Here is a 15,759-nt window from a genome sequence, read left to right as displayed (position 1 = left end):
TCAGCAGTAGAGGCCGACGACGCGATCGGGGGATCGATGACGGCGACCGGACGCGCACGGCGTCGGTCCTCCGATCGGCGCTGGCCGGCGGTGTTCTTCGCCTTCGCGAGGATCGGGGCGACGTCGTTCGGCGGGGGCAGCGCGACCATCGCCGCCATGCGGCGCACGAGCCTGCGGCGGGGCTGGCTCACCGAGGACGAGTTCCTCGACACCGTGGTGCTGAGCAGGCTGACACCCGGCATCACGATCCTCGCGCAGGTGCTGCTCATCGGCCGCGCCGTGGCGGGGCTCGCCGGCATGGCGGCGGCAATGCTCGGGCTGATGGCGCCGTCGATCACCATCACGATCGCGCTCGCGTGGTGCTACACCCGCGTGGCGGACCTGCCCGGCGCGGCCGGTCCGCTCGCGGCTGTGGCTGCGGTCGCCTCCGGGTTCGCGATCGCCCTGGCACTGCAACTGGTTCGCGACGTGCTGCGCCGCGGCCGGCTGCTGCGCGGTTTCCTCTGCTACGGCGCGTTCCTGGTGCTCGCACTGCTGATCGACAACCCGCTGGTGCTGATGGGCATCGCGGTGCTGGCCGCGCTCGCGGCACCCCAGGTGTTCACGACCGGCCACAGTGGACCGGACGGCGACGGGGAGGGCGCGCACGGCGATGCGGATTGACCAGCTCTTCGTCGCCGTGTTCCTGGCGAGCCTGCTCGGCTTCGGCGGGCTCGGCTCCCTGCCGGTGCTGCGGGGCCAGCTGACCGCGGCCGGCGTCGCACCCGACACGCTGATCCTGCAGTCGCTCGCGGTGGGCAACATCAGCCCCGGCCCCAACGGGCTCTACCTCGTGGTGATCGGGTACTTCACCCACGGCACGGTGGGCGCACTGGTGGCGTTCGCGGCGGTGCTGCTACCGCCGATGCTCGTGCTCGTGCTGGAGCGTGTGCGCAGCCGCCTGGTCCACAACAGACGGTTCCACGCCGTGCTGCAATCGCTCAGCCTCATGGTCATCGCGCTGCTGACGGTGTCCAGCGGCTCTCTCGCCGTCCACGCGACCACCGGCTGGCTGACGGGCGCCCTGGTCGCCGCGGGCACCGCGCTCCTGCTCGCGCGCGTGCCATCATTGGTGGGGGTGCTTCTCGCGGTGGGGCTGGGTTTCTTCCTCACGTGACGGCGGTTCAGCGCCCCGGACCACCCCGGCCACGCCCGCCATTGTCATCGACACCGCGGCCACCGCCGTGATCGTCGCCGGGTTCCGAGGCGCGGGTCGTGGTGTCCTCGTCGCGATGCCCCTCGCCCGCGCCAGGATTGTCGCCGGCGTGCGGGTTGTCGTCCGACGGCGGGGTCGACACCGCCGTGACGAGCGGAGGCGGCGAGATCCACAACGGGGCCGGCGCGTTCGCCGTGCTGCCCGGATCCACGAGCGACCACACGGCCGTGCCGCCCCACACGATCCCGGCCGCGGCGCCGGCCGCCACCACTGCTCCGGCGAGAGCGCCGAGCGCCTGCCGCCCCCGCCGGGGCGCGCGAGGGCCGGCGTCGGCACGGGTCTCGAACACCACGGGCCGGGCGTCGGCGGCGGGATCGGTCACGGCCCCATCCTCGCGATCACCCTAGTGCGGCGCCATTGTCCGGTGGTCCTAGTACCGGTCGGCGTGCCGCTGCGCCCACAGCGCCGCCTGCGTCCGGTCGGTGACGCCGAGCCGCTGGTAGACGTTGGTCAGGTGCGCCTTCACGGTCCGCTCGGTGATCCCGAGGCGGCGTGCGATGGACTTGTTCGGCAGCCCTTCGCCGACCATGCGCAGCACCTCGCGCTCGCGGTCGGTCAGCTTCGCCGCGGGCTGCGCGGCCCGCCGATCGCTCAGCAGGACCCGAGCCGCCTTCGGGTCCAGTGGCGAGCCGCCGGCGACGATCTCGCGGATGCCGGCCAGGATCGCTTCCGGCTCGCTGTGCTTGAGCAGGTAGCCCTCGGCACCGGCGCGCAGTGCGTCGAGGATCCGCGCCTGGTCGGAGAACGACGTGAGCACCAGGACGTGCGTCTCGGGGTTGGCCTCGACGATCCGCGCCGTGGCCGCGACCCCGTCGGTGCCGGGCATCGACAGGTCCATCAGCACCACGTCCGGACCCAGCTCCGCCGCGAGCGCCACGGCCTCCTCGCCGTCGCCCGCGGCGCCGACCAGCTGCAGGTCGCCCGCGGTGCTCAGCAGCTGGGTGAGGCCGGTCCGCACGATGGCGTGGTCGTCGGCGATCAGCACTCGGATCATGACAGCGGCACCTCCGCCTCCACCCGCGTGCCCCGGCCGGGCGCGGCGCGCACCGACAGCCTGCCACCGGCCTCGGCCAGCAGGTCGCCGACAGCCCGCAGCCCGAAGTGCCCGTCGCGCGCCTGCTCGGTGAGCCGGTCGCCGTCGAAGCCGCGGCCGTCGTCGTCGATCACCAGGGTGGCGGTGGACTCCGCCCTGGTCACGCGCACGAGCACCGCCTGGGCCTCGCTGTGGGCCACGACGTTGCGCAGCACCTCCTGCGCAGTGCGGAACAGCAGCGCCGACGCGGCCGGGGGCAGGCCGTCGGCGTCGTCCGCGTCGAGGTCCACCGCCACGCCCGTGCGTTCCAGGCCGCCCGCCAGCTCGGCCAGAGCCGGCCCGAGGCCCTCCTCGGCGAGGTTCGGCGGGTAGATGTCCACGAGCAGCGAGCGCAGCGCGCCGACGCTCGTGCGCAGCCTCCCCGCGGCGTCGGCGATGACTTCGGCGCGGCGGACCTCGTCCGGGCAACCGAGCCGGGCGGCGTCGAGGCTGAACGTGAGCCCGGACAGGTCCTGCACGATCCCGTCGTGGAGGTCGCGCGCGATCCGGCGGCGCTCGGCGGCGGAGGCGTCCACGGCGTGCTGCAGCAGGCGTTCCCGCTCCCGCTGCGAGCGCCGCACGCGCCGCGCCAGCGACCACGCGAACGGCACCTGCACGACCTCCAGCACCACCAGCGCGCCCAGGGAAGGCGGCGCGAACCGCGCCCACGCGGCCTGCCCGGCCTGCGTCACGGCGTCGTAGCGGTAGTAGGCCTCCAGCAGCAGCGGGCGCCCGTCGGCCGCTCGGATCCCGACGTATACCTCCAGCAGCTTCCCGAACGACGTCTCGAGCCGGTTCTCCGGGCGCGTCAGGTCGCTGACCTCGGACACGCTCCCCTGCACCCGCAGCGCCTCGGCCTCCTGGCCGCTGAGCGGGTAGCGCTCGCCGATGAGCGCGGACGCGTCGGAGTAGAGGATCGTGCCGTCCGCGGCCCAGACCTTCACGCGCACCAGCGAACCCTGCAGCACGTAGCGCCGGATGGCCGCGTCGAACGCGGTCAGCGCGGCCGGGTCGCGGTTCACCACCGCCGCGTCGAGCCGCGGTTCGACCACGCCGCGGGCTGTGACGGACGTGGTCTGCACCGCCGACTGCGTGGCCTGTGCCGTGCCCGCTTCGCGCGCGAGGTAGGCGATGAGACCGGCCAGCACCGCGAGCACGACCACCCCGGCGATCGTGAACCGGGCCAGCAGCCCGGCCGTGGACGGGCTTCGCACCGGCGACATGCGAGCACGGTATCGGCCCGGGCGCCCGGTTCGGACCTGTCCGACCGGACTACGACCTCCGGGCCACGCGGGCGGGAAACGGCTCCCCGGCCGGAGCACTCCGTCGGTCACCCTGCGTGACATTTCGCCGGATCCACTCGGCGTAGCCGGAGCTAGGCCGTTTCGTGGCCCAGTCGTTGCTCCGCGTGAAGCGCCACGGGGCGCGGTCGGCCGGGGCTTGTGAGGGCGATCACCGCAGCGTACGGGCCGGATGTGGGCGGTGTGCCCCGGTTTCCACCTGGTCGTCAGCGTCTCTAAATGAGACTCCCGCCCTGCGGGGACAGGCGTATACCGAGCGATGTGCCACCGCGACGACCAGGCACACGACCAGGCACATTCCGGATGCCCGACCAGGGAGCCCGCTCATGACCACCTTCGATACCAGTGCCGAAAGTGTTCCCCGAGTACCTGCCCAGCACACTGCGGAGGCCGCTCCTGAAGCGCCCCCGGCCGCCGACCCGATGATGATCGGCCTGCCCAGTTTCGTCGTCGGATCCGTCGCGCTGGGGCTCGTCCTCATCGGCTACGTGCCCGCGACCGCCGTCGGCGCGTCACTCGCCGTCATCATCGCCGCGACCGGCATCGGCCTGCTCATCGCAGCCGGCTGGGCCGCCGCCGTGGGCCAGAGCGCGGTGGCGGGTGTGTTCGCCATCTTCTCCGGGTTCTGGCTGAGCTACGCGCTGCTCGTGCTCGGCCTGACCCACAACTGGTTCGGGATCGACGCGACAGCAGCCGTCGACACCCAGGGGCTGTTCCTCATCTCCTGGCTCGTCATCGTCGGCATGCTGACGCTCGCGACCCTGCGGTTGCCGGTGGCCTACACGCTGCTGTTCGTCCTCATCGAGGTCGCGCTCGTGCTCGTGCTGGTCGGCACGCTCCAGGGCTCGGCCGGCATCCTCCAGGTCGCCGGGTACGTCGTGCTCGTGTTCGCCGCCGTCGGTGTGTACCTGTTCTTCAGCTCGGCCTCGACGGCCACGGGCGGGTCCGCGCTCCCGCTCGGCCCGCCGATCATGCACTGAGCGAACTGCGTCACACGTGCCCCGGAGTCCGCGACTCCGGGGCACTTTCCTGCGACGATCGCGGTCTCGTCCAGGGGACACCAAGACGTGACAGGAGGACCATGCCCGACGGATTCCGCGACATCCCGACCACGACCCTCGCCGACCTGCTGAGCCGCGACCAGGTGATGGACATCGGTGTGCGCCCGCTGTGGGGCCCGGTGCCGCGCGTCGCCGGCCCGGCCTACACCGTCCAGTGCCCGGCGGGCGACAACCTGATGCTGCACGCGGCCATTCACCGCGCCCCTGCGGGCTCGATCGTCGTGGTGGAGTCCGGCGACCTGGACTACGCGCTGGCAGGCGGCAACGTCTGCGCCGTGGCGCAGCGCAACGGGATCGCGGCGTTCGTGCTCGACGGCGTGATCCGCGACCTCGCCGAGGTGCGCGAACTGGGGTTCCCCGTGTTCGCGCGCGGGCTGATTCCGATCCCCGGGACGAAGGCGGCGGTTGCGCCGCTGGGTCAGCCCGTGAGCTGCGGCGGGGTCACCGTGCACGCGGGTGACATCGTGACCGCCGACGAGGAGGGCGTCGTGGTCACGCCGGCCGCCGACGCGGAGCGGATCCTCCTGGCCGCGCAGGCGCGCCTGGCCAAGGAGGAGGCGCAGACGCTCGACGAGTGGGACGCCGACCACGAGGCCCGGATCGACGCGATCCTGAAGGAGCGCGGGTTCGAAGGCTGAGGGTCCCGCGCCGCGACCGTCGTGAATGGACGGTCGCGGCGCGGGTTTCTTCGCCCGGGTCGGGTGTTACGGGTACGCCTTCAGCATCGCCAGCCCGGTGACGGCGTCCGACGGGCCACCGGTGTCGTTGACGACGTGGGCGATCGTGCCCTGGCCGCCACCGAGCGAGAACGTGATCATGCTGTGGAACCGCACGCCCGGCCGGTGGGGCGCGGCGATGGCGCGGTCGGACACGATCGTGCGGTCACGCGAGAAGATGCAGTAGCTGCCCAAGCCCCACGCTTCGTGCGTGCGGACGTTGTCGCCCACCGCGTAGGCGGGGAAGCCGCGGTGGGTCCCGTCCATCCACGCGGCCTGGTTCGGCGGGTCGTAGGGCATCTCGTTCTGGAAGAAGTAGGTGCGGCCGCCCTCGCCGTTCCACTGCACCTGGGTCTTCTGGTGGTGCTCGACGAACAGGCCGTAGGCGATCACACCCGAGCCGTTCACGACCAGGCCGACGTCGGAGGTGTTGGCGTCCCAGCCGACGCCCGCGCCGTGGTCGGCCCGCCACAGCCACATGTTGTCGATGAGCACGTCGTCGCTGTTGACGACCACGCACCGCTTGGCCTTGCCCACGCCGGCACCGCCGACGCGCACGAACACGTCGTGCATCGAGCTCGGGTTGCGCGCGTGGCCCCGGCGCGACCCGTCGGGTCCGAAGCGGATCAGCGGGTCGGACGCGACCGGTCCCGCGTCCACGAGCAGGCCGGCGACGCGTACGCCGTCCACGTCGGCGACGTCCAGCGCGGTGACTCCGTTGTCCGGGATCAGCGTGGCGTAGCCGAGACCGAGCACGACGGTGTCGGCGCGCGTGACGGTGAGCGGCTGGTCGACGTGGTAGATGCCAGGCGTGAGCAGCAGGTGCTTGCCCTGCGCGAGGGCGGCGTTGAGATCGGCGGCGGACTCCGTCGGCTTGGCGATGTGGAACGCGTCGATGGGCAGCGAGGTGCCCTCGGGCTTGCGCGCCTCCCAGCTGGTGGCCTCCGCGTCGGTGCGGACGGCGGGCACGAACACCTGGTAGGCACCGGCGCCGTCCACGTACAGGAACGGTTTCTCGCAGATCACCGGCGTGCGCTCGACGGACGTGTACGGCGGCGTCGGGAACGAGGTCGCCGGCGCGCCGGGCGAGCCGACGAACACGAAGTTCCAGTTCGAGCCCACCCACGAGCCGACCACCGAGTTGCGCGTGAGCCACTGCTGCTGGGTGCCGGAGTTGACCTGGCCGGTGAGCTGGCAGTCGGCGATGAACCCGCCGCTGGAGTAGCCGCCGTCGGACAGCTTGAGGTCGCCGAGCAGGTAGATGCGACGGTAGTAGGTGGCCTGCGAGACGGCCCAGGTGTCGACGCCGCTCTTCGGAACCGCGTTGAGGTTCTCGGCGCCGCGCCAGAAGTTCACGAGCGTGCCGTTGCCGTGCGCGTCGCCCTCCACGCCGAGCGAGCCCGTGATGCTGGCGCCGCTGGGCTGCAGGCCGAGGCCGGCGACCTGGGTGTAGTAGCCGAGCTTGACGTCGACGGCGTAGGCGCCGGGTTTGAACAGCAGCGCGTAGCGGCCCTCGCCGAACTGGCTACCGCGCTGCTGGGCGTAGATGGCGTCGAGGGTGGCCTGGATGTTCGCGGTGCTCGAGTCGAAGACGTGGACGTTGGGGCCGAAGTCGGGCTGGCCTGCGGCGTGGGTGGCCGGGGGTGGGGCTTGGTTCGGGGTTTTCGCCACTTTCGGGGTTTCCGTCGCGGGTGCCGCCGCGGCGGGGCTCGCGAGGGTGAGCGCGGACGTCGCCGCGAGGGCGGCGCCGGAGCCCAGCGCGAGGAAGCTTCTTCTCGCGAGGGTTTGGTCGGGGTGTTCGGACTGTGCTGGCAACGGGGAGACCGTCCTTTCGACACGACACGACACGTGGCGGCGTGTGCGGGCCGAGGAATCCGTGCGGCACCGACATTTCCGAGCCGGGCTCACCGGTGTCAAGGCGCCTGTCGGTGACCGGGACAGCCGAAAGTCCGGAACGCCCCTGCCGTGGCGGTACCGGGCAAAGCCGACAGGTTGCGGAAACGGCTAGGGTCGGGGGTGGGGACCGCGACGACAGGAGTGCCACATGACCACGAACCAGCCCGGCGACCAGGAGCCATTGGACGCCGAGATCGTCGAGAGCCCGGCGACCCCTGGCGTTCCGGCGGCAGACCTGCCCGAGCCCGACTACAGCGAGGGCGGTGTGCCGTCGTTCGACTTCGTCCGCGACCGCATCGAGAACCGCTACAACACGTCGGTGGGCGCGCAGGAGCTCGCGGGCATCGGCGGGCCGGAGACGATCGAGTCGCTCGACAAGAAGATCGCCGACCGAGACAAGGCCGCGAAGGACAAGCTCGCCGAGATCCGCCGATCGATGGGCAAGCAGTAACGTCCTTAGTGGACGGTCAGCCCAGCAGGTCCAGCACGGCGTCGGCCGCGGCTTCGCGCCGCCGGCGGCCGTGATCTCCTTGGCCAGCCAGCCAGCCAGGCCGGCCGGTCGTGCACGACGGGGTCGCGGGCGACGCGCAGCACCGTCTCGCGCACGAGCTCCGGGGTGAGAGCCTCGGAGTCGAGCACCTCGCCGAGGCCGAGTTCCCGGACGCGGCGGGCGTTGAGCGCCTGTTCGGGCACCTGGGGCAGCGTCACCAGCGGCACGTCCCGCGAGACCGCCTCCATGATCGAGTTCATGCCGGCGTGGGAGACGAACACGGTCGCGTGGCCCAGCACCGCCTGCTGCGGCACCGACGGCAGCGCCTCGACGTTCGGCGGCAGCTCCCCCAGCAGCGCGGGATCCGTGCGGCCGAGCGACATCACCACGTGCCACTCCGTGCCGGCGAACGCCTGCGCGCACACGCGGAACACGTCCGGCCGGTCGGTGAACGCCGTACCCAGCGACCGAGCAGCACCGGCTTTCCGGCCGGCGGCTCCCACTCGCCGCCACGTACGGTCGGGCCCACGAACCGGTAGGTCTCGTCGAAGGTCTCCGCCCACAGGTGGTTTCCCCTCGCAGTCCGGACAAGATCACCGTAACCGCGCCCGGGGGCGTTCAGGCGGGACGCTTCCCGTTCGACCACCGCGCACCACCCGGATCGACACCCTCTCGCCGGCGCCGGCCGCTCGGCCGCACGGCCGAACGGACCCCGCACGCCGCCGGCCCGGCGCGACCGGACCACTCGCACCGCCCGAGGAGCCGACCCAACACAGGAACCGCTTCGTCCTGCCTGCACGCGGAGCGGCGCCCCGTGGCGCGTCGGCACTCCTCGGCTGCCGACGCGAACGGACCACTCGCACCGCAGCGGCAACGCGAGCGGACCACTCGCGGCACCAACCCGCACGAAACCGCCCACTCACACACCACCCCCGCTGCGGGGCCACTCGCGCGCCCCCGCAGCAGAGCGAGCGGACCGCTCATCCGATGCGCCGCCGGCGACCCCGTCGCGCCCAAGCCCCGCCACGATCGGTCCCGCCGCGCCGAAATTACTGCGCGAACGGCACAACCGCACACCGACGAAGCCCACCACCGGACCACTCGCGCCACAGCAACAGCGCCAACGGACCACTCGCACCCCAACCCGCGCCCGCCGAGACCCGGACGGAAGAACCCGCCGAAAACCACCCCACCCAGCCGGCCCCGGCGTGATTTGATCGACCCCATGCCTACCTCCGTGCGCGTCCCCGGTCTGGTTCTCACCGAGCATGAGTTCGATGTCCCGTTGGATCACGGCAGGCCCGAGGGCGAGCAGATCACCGTGTTCGCGCGGGAGGTCGCCGAGCCGGGTGGCGGGGAGGAGCGGCCGTTCCTCGTGTTCCTGCAGGGTGGGCCCGGGCACGAGGCGGCGCGGCCCGCGGGTCGCGCCGCGGGGTGGCTGGGGCGGGCGCTGCAGGACTACCGGGTGCTGCTGCTGGACCAGCGGGGCACCGGCAACTCCACCCCCGTCGGCACGTTGCCTGGGCGCACGGCCGCCGAGCAGGCGGAATACCTCTCGCACTTCCGCGCCGACTCGATCGTGCGGGACGCGGAGCTGATCCGGCAGCGGCTGGGTGTGGAGCGGTGGAGCGTGCTGGGCCAGTCGTTCGGCGGGTTCACCTCGCTCGCCTACCTCTCGCAAGCGCCGGAGGGCCTGAGGGAAGCGTTCTTCACCGGTGGCCTGCCTCCCGTCGAGCGGCACCCCGACGAGGTGTACAAGGCGACGTACGCGACGCTGCTGGAGCGCAACCGCCGCTACTACCGGCGCTACCCCGGAGACCGCGAGCGCGTGCGGAAGCTGCACACGCGCCTCGACGCCGGCGAGCTCGCGCTGCCCGACGGCACGCCGATCACGTCCCGGTTGTTCCGCCAGCTCGGCAACGTCCTCGGGTCGAGCGAGGGCGCCGAGACGCTGCACTACCTGCTGGAGCGCGACCCCGACTCCCCGGCCTTCGCGCACGACGTCGCGGCGACGCTGCCGTTCTCGGCGCGCAACCCGCTCTACGCGGTGATCCACGAGGCCTGCTACGCCGACGGCCACGCCACCCGCTGGTCGGCCGAGCGCACGCGCCCGGCGGAGTACGACGACGACGTCACGCTCTTCACCGGCGAGCACGTCTTCCCCTCTGTGTTCAGCGACCTGCCCGGCCTCGCCCCGCTGCGCGAAGCCGCCGAGCTGCTCGCGGAGCGCGAGTGGCCGCGGCTCTACGACGCCGACGTGCTGCGAAGCTGCGAAGTGCCGTGCGCCGCCGCGATCTACGCCGAGGACGCGTATGTGGACCGCCGGTTCTCCGAAGAGACCGCAGGGCTGATCCCGACGATGCGCCCGTGGGTCACGAACGAGTACGAGCACAACGGCCTGCGCGCGGCGGGCGAGCACGTGCTCGGCCGGCTGATCGACCTCGTCCGCGGCCGCGCCTGAAGATCGAAAAGAAGTGCCGGATAGCCCACGGGAATGGTGGGCGTGTTACGATCGGTTTCGTTATCACGCCCACCAGCTTCGTTATCAGGTCGTTTCCTGAGGGCCACACCGGATCAATTCCATCGGCCCGGAAACGCGGAACGTTACAGAATTCGAGCGTGGTTTTCCCCACCCGGGAATCATTTCCCTTCGACGCTTTTCTGCGGCAGAATCCCGCCATTGCCCAACGTCGGGCACTGTCGCAGCAGGGAGTCATCTTGAAGAAACCGCTGGGCCGTCTCGCAGGTGCCGTGCTCGCCGGCGCCGCCCTCACGCTCGCGTCCGCGCCGGCCGCCTTCGCACAGGACGACCCCACCGCGCCGGTCGAGACCACGGTGACGTCCGAGTCGACGGACTCGCCGGCACCGACCACATCGGACTCCAGCACCTCCGAGACCCCGACCAGCGACTCGAGCACCCCGACGTCCGCCACTCCGCCGAGCACGACCGGCGACATCGCGACGCCTGCCGACCCCGAGGTGCAGACCACCGAAGGCCGCCGCGCCCCGGCCGCCGCGAAGCCCCGCGCCGCTGAAGACGCCAAAGACTCCGAAGACGGCCAGAACGCCGACGAGACCACCGAAACCACCGCCCCCAGCGACCCGTACACCGACAACGCCGGCCACGGCTTCGTCGGCCTCGGCGGTGAAGGCGTGCTGGTCATCGCCTGCGCGTCCGGCGCGCCCGGGAACGTCGCCACCGTCGGCCTCACCGTGACCGCCGGCCCGGACCAGGACGGCGCCGACGGCCGCTACTGGAACTACGACGTGCGCGTGATCGACGGATTCACGGGCACCACCGCGCCGTTCAGCTGGACCTGCGACGGTCAGGAAGGGCACGGCGACGTGACCTTCGAGCAGGTCGCACCGCCCACCTCGGACACCAGCGAAACCCCCACCACCAGCGACACCCCGACCGGCAATGACAACCCGACCAGCAGCACCACTTCGGCGTCCACTTCGGACACGACGAAGGCCACCCCGAAGGCCACCCCCGGCCCCGTCGTCACCCGCCCGGCGGTCCAGGTCCGCTACGCGCCCCAGGGCGGCGTCGAGACCGGTTTCGGCGGCACCGCGCGGTTCTGGTTCTGAGCCGATGAAGCGCATCGAACTCGTGGCGACAGCAGCCACCGTGCTGGCCGTCACCGCGGTGCTGGCCGGCTGCAGTTCTTCTCCCACCCCGGCGCCGGCCGCCGCGGCGAAGCCGGTCCCGAGCAGCGTCCCCGTCACCCAGCCGTTCAAGGGCCTGCGCCCGACTTCCGTCAGCATCCCGAAGATCGGGGCGCAGTCCAGCCTGGTCTCCGTCGCGGTGAACCTCGAGGGCAAGATCTCCGTGCCCTCGGTGAAAACGCCGATGCAGGCCGCGTGGTACCGCCTCTCCCCCGTCCCCGGCGAGGTCGGTCCGGCCATCGTCCTCGGCCACGTGGACGGCGACAAAAAGCCCGGCATCTTCTACAAGCTCAAGGATCTCGTTCCCGGCGACGAGGTGGACATCGACCGCAGCGACGGCAAGAAGCTGAAGTTCACCGTCGACCACCTCACTCAGGTCCCCAAGGACCAGTTTCCCCAGGACGCGGTCTACGGCAACAGCACCAAACCCGAGCTGCGCCTGATCACCTGCGGCGGGGTATTCGATCACGCCGAGCACAGCTACGAGGACAACATCGTGGTGTACGCCAACCTCGCCACGTAACTCAGACGAGCGCGTGGACCACCACGTACCCGAGCGTGGCCGCCCCCAGCCCGGCGGCCACGCTCAGCACCACATTGGCCACCGCCGCGCCGTACGCCCGCCGCTCCAGCAGGCGCACGGTCTCGTAGCCGAAAGTGCTGTACGTCGTCAGCGCCCCGCAGAACCCGGTGCCCACCAGAATCGAGACGGTACCGGGCAACGCCGACCCGGCGCCGGCGAGCGAGCCTAGCACCAAGGATCCCACCAGGTTGACCGTGAACGTGCCCCACGGAAACACGCTGTGGTGGCGCGCCTGCACGAAGCGATCGGTGACGTACCGCAGCGGTGCCCCGACCACCGCGCCCAGGAAAACGAGCAGCACCGTCACGCCTCGACCGTCCTTTCCGGACGGATGAACAGTCTTCGCGCGAGCGCCATGCCGGCCACGACCGCGAGCAGCGCCGCCACGAGCGTGCCCGCGAGGTAGCCGAACGCGAGCCCGACCGTGCCCGGCCGCAGGAGCCCGTGGATCTCGACGGCGTAGGTCGAGAACGTGGTGTAGCCGCCCAGGATCCCGATCCCGAGAAACGGCCGCACCAGCCGGTGCGCGGTCCACGCCTCGGTGACCGCGACCATGAGCACCCCGATGAGGAAGCAGCCGGTGACGTTGATCAGGAACGTCGCCAGCGGGAAGTGCCCGGGTGCGGTCGGAAGCAGGACCGCGAGGCCGTACCGGGCGAGCGCGCCGAGGCCGCCGCCGAGGGCGACCACGGCGAGGACCGGCGCGTTCTCCCGCACGGCCGTGCGACGCCACAGCGGCGTCCGTTGGGAAGACCCAGGTGATTCGGGCACAGCGTCTCCTACTCCACGTGGGCATGCTAACGCCCTCGGTTCGAGTAGGGACTGTTGGCAGCGAGTGCTGCGGTTGTCCGGAATGCCCGGAGCGGCGAGCCCCACCGCCGCGCGGGCAGCTTAGCGGACCAGATCCGCCGGCGCGCGCAGGGCCGTCAACGCGGGCGCGAACATGGTGGACTTGATCGCCCCGAGCGTGCCGCGGTCCTTGCCCGCCAGCGGCGCGACGACCTCGGTCGCCGTGCGGACTAGCGCGGCCTCGTCGGCCGTCGCGTCGACCAGGCCCAGCTCCCTGGCCTGCGGGCCGCCGAAACGGCGCCCGGTGGTCATCGACGCGACCGCCGTCGCCGGCGTGAGCTTGGCCTGGATGAGCGCGGCCATGCCGGGCGTGAACGGGATGTTGATGTCGGCCTCGGGGAAGCAGAAGAACCCACGGTCAGTGCGCATCACTCGGAAATCATGGGCCATCGCCAGCATCGCGCCGGCCCCGAACGCGTGCCCGTTCACGGCCGCGACGGTCGGCACCGGCAGCGCGAGCACGCGGGCGAGCAGTTCGTGGACGTCGGTGACGTACTTGACGGCTTCGTCACCGTGGGTGGTCAGCCACTCGAGGTCGAGGCCGTTGGAGTAGAACTTGCCGCTGCCCGTGGTCACGAGCGCGGCGGGCGCGGAGCCAGCCGTGACGGTGTCGAGGTGGGTGTTCACCTCCTCCAGCCACGCGGGTGAAAACCGGTTCTCGTCGGCGCCGAAGTCGAGGACGTGGACGGCATCATGGCTGGTCAGTGCGGGCATCGCGAGAGTCCTTTTCAGACGGTGGTTGCGGTACGGGACGAACGCCGCTTCGGCGGCGGCAGAGCGAGGACCGCGCGGACGGCGGCGGCGAGCCGGCGGCGGCTGTCCTCGCCGACGCGGCCTTCGGCCAGCTCACGGCGGTAGATCGCGCTCGGCAGGTCGACGACACACGTGGTGATCACCTCGACGGCCACGCCGTCGCCGCGCTGCCACAGCTCGCGCGCGAGGTGCACGAGCAGGCGCACCAGGCGTTTGTCCAGCGCGTGCAAGGCCTCGGCGACCTCGTCGGGCAGCTGCGGGCCGAGCACGCGGTCGGGTGAGACGGTGATCATCAGGCGCGCGGCGTCGGGGCGCCGCGCAGCCACGACGGCCGGCGCGTCGGCCGCGGCGACCACGGCCGCGACCGGGCCGGCCTCGGACAGCGCGGCGTCGACCAGGCCCTCCTGCACGTCGACGAAGTGGGTCGCGGCCCGCAGCCAAGCGCGCCCGACGAGCGCGGGCAGCGAGCCGAAGCTGTGGTAGATCACGCTGTTGGGCACGCCGGCGGCGAGCGCGAGCCCGCGCGCGGTGACCTCTTCGGGACCGCGGTCGGCGACGAGCCGCTCGGCGACGTCGAGCAGCCGTTCGGGGTCGTGGATCCGAGGCCTGGGCACGAACCCGAGAGTAAAGGAACACGCGCTCCACTACAACGGTGTTGTGGAGCACACGTTCCTCTACTCGGCGACGAACACGCAGTCGTGCCCGTCGCGGATGGTCACGTCGGGGTCGTCGAGCCACTGTCCGCCCGTCGCGAGGCAGCGGAAGCGCAGCTTTACGCCGGGCCGCACCTCGACGGCGGCCGAGCGCATGCCGTTGGACCGCTTGCGCAGCTCGTGGCACCCGGGCTGCCAGTCATTGAAGTCGCCGACCACGCTGACGGGCCCCGGCGGGGTGTCGAGCGGGAGGACGAACGTCACCTTCCGCACTCCGCCGCCACCTCGGCTGGTCTTGATCACGAGCGCTTCCCTTCACTTTCCGGCTGATTCCGCCGAAAAGCGTTCCACGCGTTCGGGCTCACGGGCGTGAGAACCGCCTGCCCGTCCGGGTGAACTCACGGCGTGCGGCCGGGGACGACCTTCACCGTCTTGTTCGGGAACCGGCGTTCCACATGGGACTTCGCGGCCGATGCCGGGGTCACGTAGATCGTTTCTTCCTTGTCCTGCAACGGTCGCAGCACCGTGCGCATGAACTCGCGACGGTCTTCGAGGTACGGCCCGAGCACGTCTTCGCCCGCGGGGCACACGGCCATGCAGTAGGCCGCCTTGTAGTTGGCCTTGAAGGAAAGGCTTTGCCACATCGACGCGTTCTCGGAATCGGTGACGCGCTCGCGGAACTCCGCGCCGTCGGCGCTGTCGGCCACGGTTTCCACCCAGTCGGTGAACCCGCCCATGAACTCGCGGTAGTTGTGCGTGGAGCAGGCGGCCCAGTCGAACTCGCCCGTCTTGGCGATGGCGCCGACGGGGCACGCGGCCACGCACAGCTTGCACTCCACGCAGGGGTTGTAGTCCAGCGCCTCGCCGTAGCCGGTCACTTCGGCGTCGACGAGCAGCGTGGCCAGCAGCACGAAGTTGCCGAACTTCGGGTGGATGACGTTGCGGTGCAGGCCCATCACGCCGAGGCCGGCCGCGACCGCGACGGTCTTGTGCGCCACCACCCAGATCCGGCCGGGGAAGCGGTCCATCTCCATCGGGAAGGTCGCCGACGGGTTGAGCGCGCGGTAGCCGGCGTCCTGCAGTCCGCGGGTGATCGTGCGAGCCGCCTCGTTGATGATCTCGCCGCTGCGGTGGAACTCCTGGTTCGCGACGCTGCGTGCCGGCGTGCGCACGTTGTCGCGGTTCATCCGCACGACGAGCGAGACGAGGCTGCGCGTGCCGGGCAGCGCGGCGAGCACGTGCGGACGCTCCCCCGCCAGGTCGGGGTGCTCCAGCGACACGGCCGCGACGTCGTCGGCGCCCGCGGCCAGCGCCAGCTCGCGCAGCCACGCGGCGTCGATCGGACCGGGCTTCGGCCGGGTGCCGCGCTCCAGCACGGCCCGCACCGACGGGTGGGCGGCGAGTTTGCGCGGCAGCTCGGTCACGAGGAGTCCTCCATCGGTAGGAATTTCCAACCAACGG

The 15,759-nt window shown here is 71.6% G+C and carries 19 protein-coding genes; 8 read left to right on the top strand and 11 right to left on the bottom strand.

The window, feature by feature from the left end:
• Nucleotides 1-36 precede the first annotated feature (36 nt).
• Both ABZU76_RS12380 and ABZU76_RS12375 read left to right on the top strand, forming a co-directional pair.
• On the top strand, nucleotides 37-663 hold the full coding sequence (locus tag ABZU76_RS12380; RefSeq protein WP_354868017.1) for a chromate transporter: 627 nt from the start codon (nucleotides 37-39) through the stop codon (nucleotides 661-663).
• Complete coding sequence (locus ABZU76_RS12375; RefSeq protein ID WP_354868015.1) at nucleotides 653-1,156, top strand: chromate transporter; 504 nt, start codon at nucleotides 653-655, stop codon at nucleotides 1,154-1,156. Before ABZU76_RS12380 ends, ABZU76_RS12375 begins: the two co-directional genes overlap by 11 nt.
• A gap of 7 nt (nucleotides 1,157-1,163) precedes the next feature.
• On the opposite strand, the gene ABZU76_RS12370 is transcribed toward ABZU76_RS12375, so the two are convergent.
• The 3 genes from ABZU76_RS12370 to ABZU76_RS12360 are packed head-to-tail and all read right to left on the bottom strand — an operon-like array spanning nucleotide 1,164 to nucleotide 3,550.
• Nucleotides 1,164-1,577 (bottom strand): hypothetical protein, encoded by a 414-nt coding sequence (locus ABZU76_RS12370; RefSeq protein WP_354868012.1) that lies wholly within the window; start codon nucleotides 1,575-1,577, stop codon nucleotides 1,164-1,166.
• 48 nt (nucleotides 1,578-1,625) lie between these two features.
• Nucleotides 1,626-2,249, bottom strand: coding sequence for a response regulator transcription factor (locus ABZU76_RS12365; protein WP_220241784.1), 624 nt, complete (start codon nucleotides 2,247-2,249; stop codon nucleotides 1,626-1,628).
• Entirely contained in the window at nucleotides 2,246-3,550 is a 1,305-nt protein-coding gene (locus ABZU76_RS12360; protein WP_354868010.1) for a histidine kinase, read from the bottom strand. Before ABZU76_RS12360 ends, ABZU76_RS12365 begins: the two co-directional genes overlap by 4 nt.
• 404 nt (nucleotides 3,551-3,954) lie before the next feature.
• Between ABZU76_RS12360 and ABZU76_RS12355 the strand changes: the two genes are divergently transcribed.
• A complete protein-coding gene (locus ABZU76_RS12355) occupies nucleotides 3,955-4,608 on the top strand; it encodes a GPR1/FUN34/YaaH family transporter (protein WP_354868007.1) in 654 nt (217 codons plus the stop codon).
• Between the two features lie 101 nt (nucleotides 4,609-4,709).
• Nucleotides 4,710-5,327 (top strand): RraA family protein, encoded by a 618-nt coding sequence (locus ABZU76_RS12350; protein ID WP_354868005.1) that lies wholly within the window; start codon nucleotides 4,710-4,712, stop codon nucleotides 5,325-5,327.
• 66 nt (nucleotides 5,328-5,393) lie between these two features.
• Here the strand turns inward: ABZU76_RS12350 and ABZU76_RS12345 are convergent, their stop codons facing one another.
• Nucleotides 5,394-7,220, bottom strand: coding sequence for a coagulation factor 5/8 type domain-containing protein (locus ABZU76_RS12345; protein WP_354868002.1), 1,827 nt, complete (start codon nucleotides 7,218-7,220; stop codon nucleotides 5,394-5,396).
• A gap of 229 nt (nucleotides 7,221-7,449) precedes the next feature.
• Here ABZU76_RS12345 and ABZU76_RS12340 point away from each other — a divergent pair, with 229 nt between their 5' ends.
• Nucleotides 7,450-7,752: a hypothetical protein gene (locus tag ABZU76_RS12340; RefSeq protein ID WP_354868000.1), complete on the top strand. Its 303-nt coding sequence runs from the start codon at nucleotides 7,450-7,452 to the stop codon at nucleotides 7,750-7,752.
• Between the two features lie 5 nt (nucleotides 7,753-7,757).
• Here ABZU76_RS12340 and ABZU76_RS12335 read toward each other — a convergent pair whose 3' ends face one another.
• Nucleotides 7,758-8,354 carry a nucleotide disphospho-sugar-binding domain-containing protein gene (locus tag ABZU76_RS12335; RefSeq protein ID WP_354867998.1) on the bottom strand — a complete coding sequence of 199 codons (597 nt, stop codon included), beginning with the start codon at nucleotides 8,352-8,354 and terminating at the stop codon, nucleotides 7,758-7,760.
• A 662-nt stretch (nucleotides 8,355-9,016) separates the two neighbouring features.
• Here ABZU76_RS12335 and ABZU76_RS12330 point away from each other — a divergent pair.
• The 3 genes from ABZU76_RS12330 to ABZU76_RS12320 all read left to right on the top strand — a co-directional run bounded on the left by ABZU76_RS12330 (nucleotide 9,017) and on the right by ABZU76_RS12320 (nucleotide 11,983).
• Complete coding sequence (locus ABZU76_RS12330) at nucleotides 9,017-10,252, top strand: alpha/beta fold hydrolase (RefSeq protein ID WP_354867996.1); 1,236 nt, start codon at nucleotides 9,017-9,019, stop codon at nucleotides 10,250-10,252.
• A 257-nt stretch (nucleotides 10,253-10,509) separates the two neighbouring features.
• Complete coding sequence (locus ABZU76_RS12325; RefSeq protein ID WP_354867994.1) at nucleotides 10,510-11,382, top strand: hypothetical protein; 873 nt, start codon at nucleotides 10,510-10,512, stop codon at nucleotides 11,380-11,382.
• A gap of 4 nt (nucleotides 11,383-11,386) precedes the next feature.
• Complete coding sequence (locus ABZU76_RS12320) at nucleotides 11,387-11,983, top strand: class F sortase (protein WP_354867992.1); 597 nt, start codon at nucleotides 11,387-11,389, stop codon at nucleotides 11,981-11,983.
• A gap of 1 nt (nucleotide 11,984) precedes the next feature.
• Here the strand turns inward: ABZU76_RS12320 and crcB (ABZU76_RS12315) are convergent, their stop codons facing one another.
• From crcB (ABZU76_RS12315) to ABZU76_RS12290, 6 genes are all read right to left on the bottom strand, one after another.
• A complete protein-coding gene (gene crcB / locus ABZU76_RS12315) occupies nucleotides 11,985-12,350 on the bottom strand; it encodes a fluoride efflux transporter CrcB (RefSeq protein WP_354867989.1) in 366 nt (121 codons plus the stop codon).
• On the bottom strand, nucleotides 12,347-12,814 hold the full coding sequence (gene crcB, locus ABZU76_RS12310) for a fluoride efflux transporter CrcB (protein ID WP_354867986.1): 468 nt from the start codon (nucleotides 12,812-12,814) through the stop codon (nucleotides 12,347-12,349). Before crcB (ABZU76_RS12310) ends, crcB (ABZU76_RS12315) begins: the two co-directional genes overlap by 4 nt.
• Nucleotides 12,815-12,934: 120 nt before the next feature.
• On the bottom strand, nucleotides 12,935-13,606 hold the full coding sequence (locus ABZU76_RS12305; RefSeq protein ID WP_354867984.1) for an enoyl-CoA hydratase/isomerase family protein: 672 nt from the start codon (nucleotides 13,604-13,606) through the stop codon (nucleotides 12,935-12,937).
• Nucleotides 13,607-13,620: 14 nt separating this feature from the next.
• Nucleotides 13,621-14,259, bottom strand: a complete 639-nt coding sequence (locus ABZU76_RS12300; RefSeq protein WP_354867982.1) for a helix-turn-helix domain-containing protein — start codon at nucleotides 14,257-14,259, stop codon at nucleotides 13,621-13,623.
• Between the two features lie 60 nt (nucleotides 14,260-14,319).
• Nucleotides 14,320-14,601: an isoamylase gene (locus ABZU76_RS12295; RefSeq protein WP_354867980.1), complete on the bottom strand. Its 282-nt coding sequence runs from the start codon at nucleotides 14,599-14,601 to the stop codon at nucleotides 14,320-14,322.
• 95 nt (nucleotides 14,602-14,696) lie between these two features.
• Nucleotides 14,697-15,722 (bottom strand): 4Fe-4S binding protein, encoded by a 1,026-nt coding sequence (locus ABZU76_RS12290; protein WP_354867977.1) that lies wholly within the window; start codon nucleotides 15,720-15,722, stop codon nucleotides 14,697-14,699.
• Between the last annotated feature and the right edge of the window lie 37 nt (nucleotides 15,723-15,759).

The organism is Amycolatopsis sp. NPDC005232, assembly GCF_040607795.1.
Classification (GTDB): Bacteria; Actinomycetota; Actinomycetes; order Mycobacteriales; family Pseudonocardiaceae; genus Amycolatopsis.
This window is presented reverse-complemented; position numbering and strand designations above follow the sequence as displayed.

Excerpts from the sequence above, each read along its gene's own strand:
- ABZU76_RS12340 (WP_354868000.1), top strand. The coding sequence starts at position 7,450 with ATGACCACGAACCAGCCCGGCGACCAGGAGCCATTGGACGCCGAGATC.
- ABZU76_RS12305 (WP_354867984.1), bottom strand. The coding sequence starts at position 13,606 with ATGCCCGCACTGACCAGCCATGATGCCGTCCACGTCCTCGACTTCGGC.
- ABZU76_RS12365 (WP_220241784.1), bottom strand. The coding sequence starts at position 2,249 with ATGATCCGAGTGCTGATCGCCGACGACCACGCCATCGTGCGGACCGGC.
- ABZU76_RS12355 (WP_354868007.1), top strand. The coding sequence starts at position 3,955 with ATGACCACCTTCGATACCAGTGCCGAAAGTGTTCCCCGAGTACCTGCC.
- ABZU76_RS12360 (WP_354868010.1), bottom strand. The coding sequence starts at position 3,550 with ATGTCGCCGGTGCGAAGCCCGTCCACGGCCGGGCTGCTGGCCCGGTTC.
- ABZU76_RS12330 (WP_354867996.1), top strand. The coding sequence starts at position 9,017 with ATGCCTACCTCCGTGCGCGTCCCCGGTCTGGTTCTCACCGAGCATGAG.
- ABZU76_RS12350 (WP_354868005.1), top strand. The coding sequence starts at position 4,710 with ATGCCCGACGGATTCCGCGACATCCCGACCACGACCCTCGCCGACCTG.
- ABZU76_RS12380 (WP_354868017.1), top strand. The coding sequence starts at position 37 with ATGACGGCGACCGGACGCGCACGGCGTCGGTCCTCCGATCGGCGCTGG.
- ABZU76_RS12320 (WP_354867992.1), top strand. The coding sequence starts at position 11,387 with ATGAAGCGCATCGAACTCGTGGCGACAGCAGCCACCGTGCTGGCCGTC.
- ABZU76_RS12375 (WP_354868015.1), top strand. The coding sequence starts at position 653 with ATGCGGATTGACCAGCTCTTCGTCGCCGTGTTCCTGGCGAGCCTGCTC.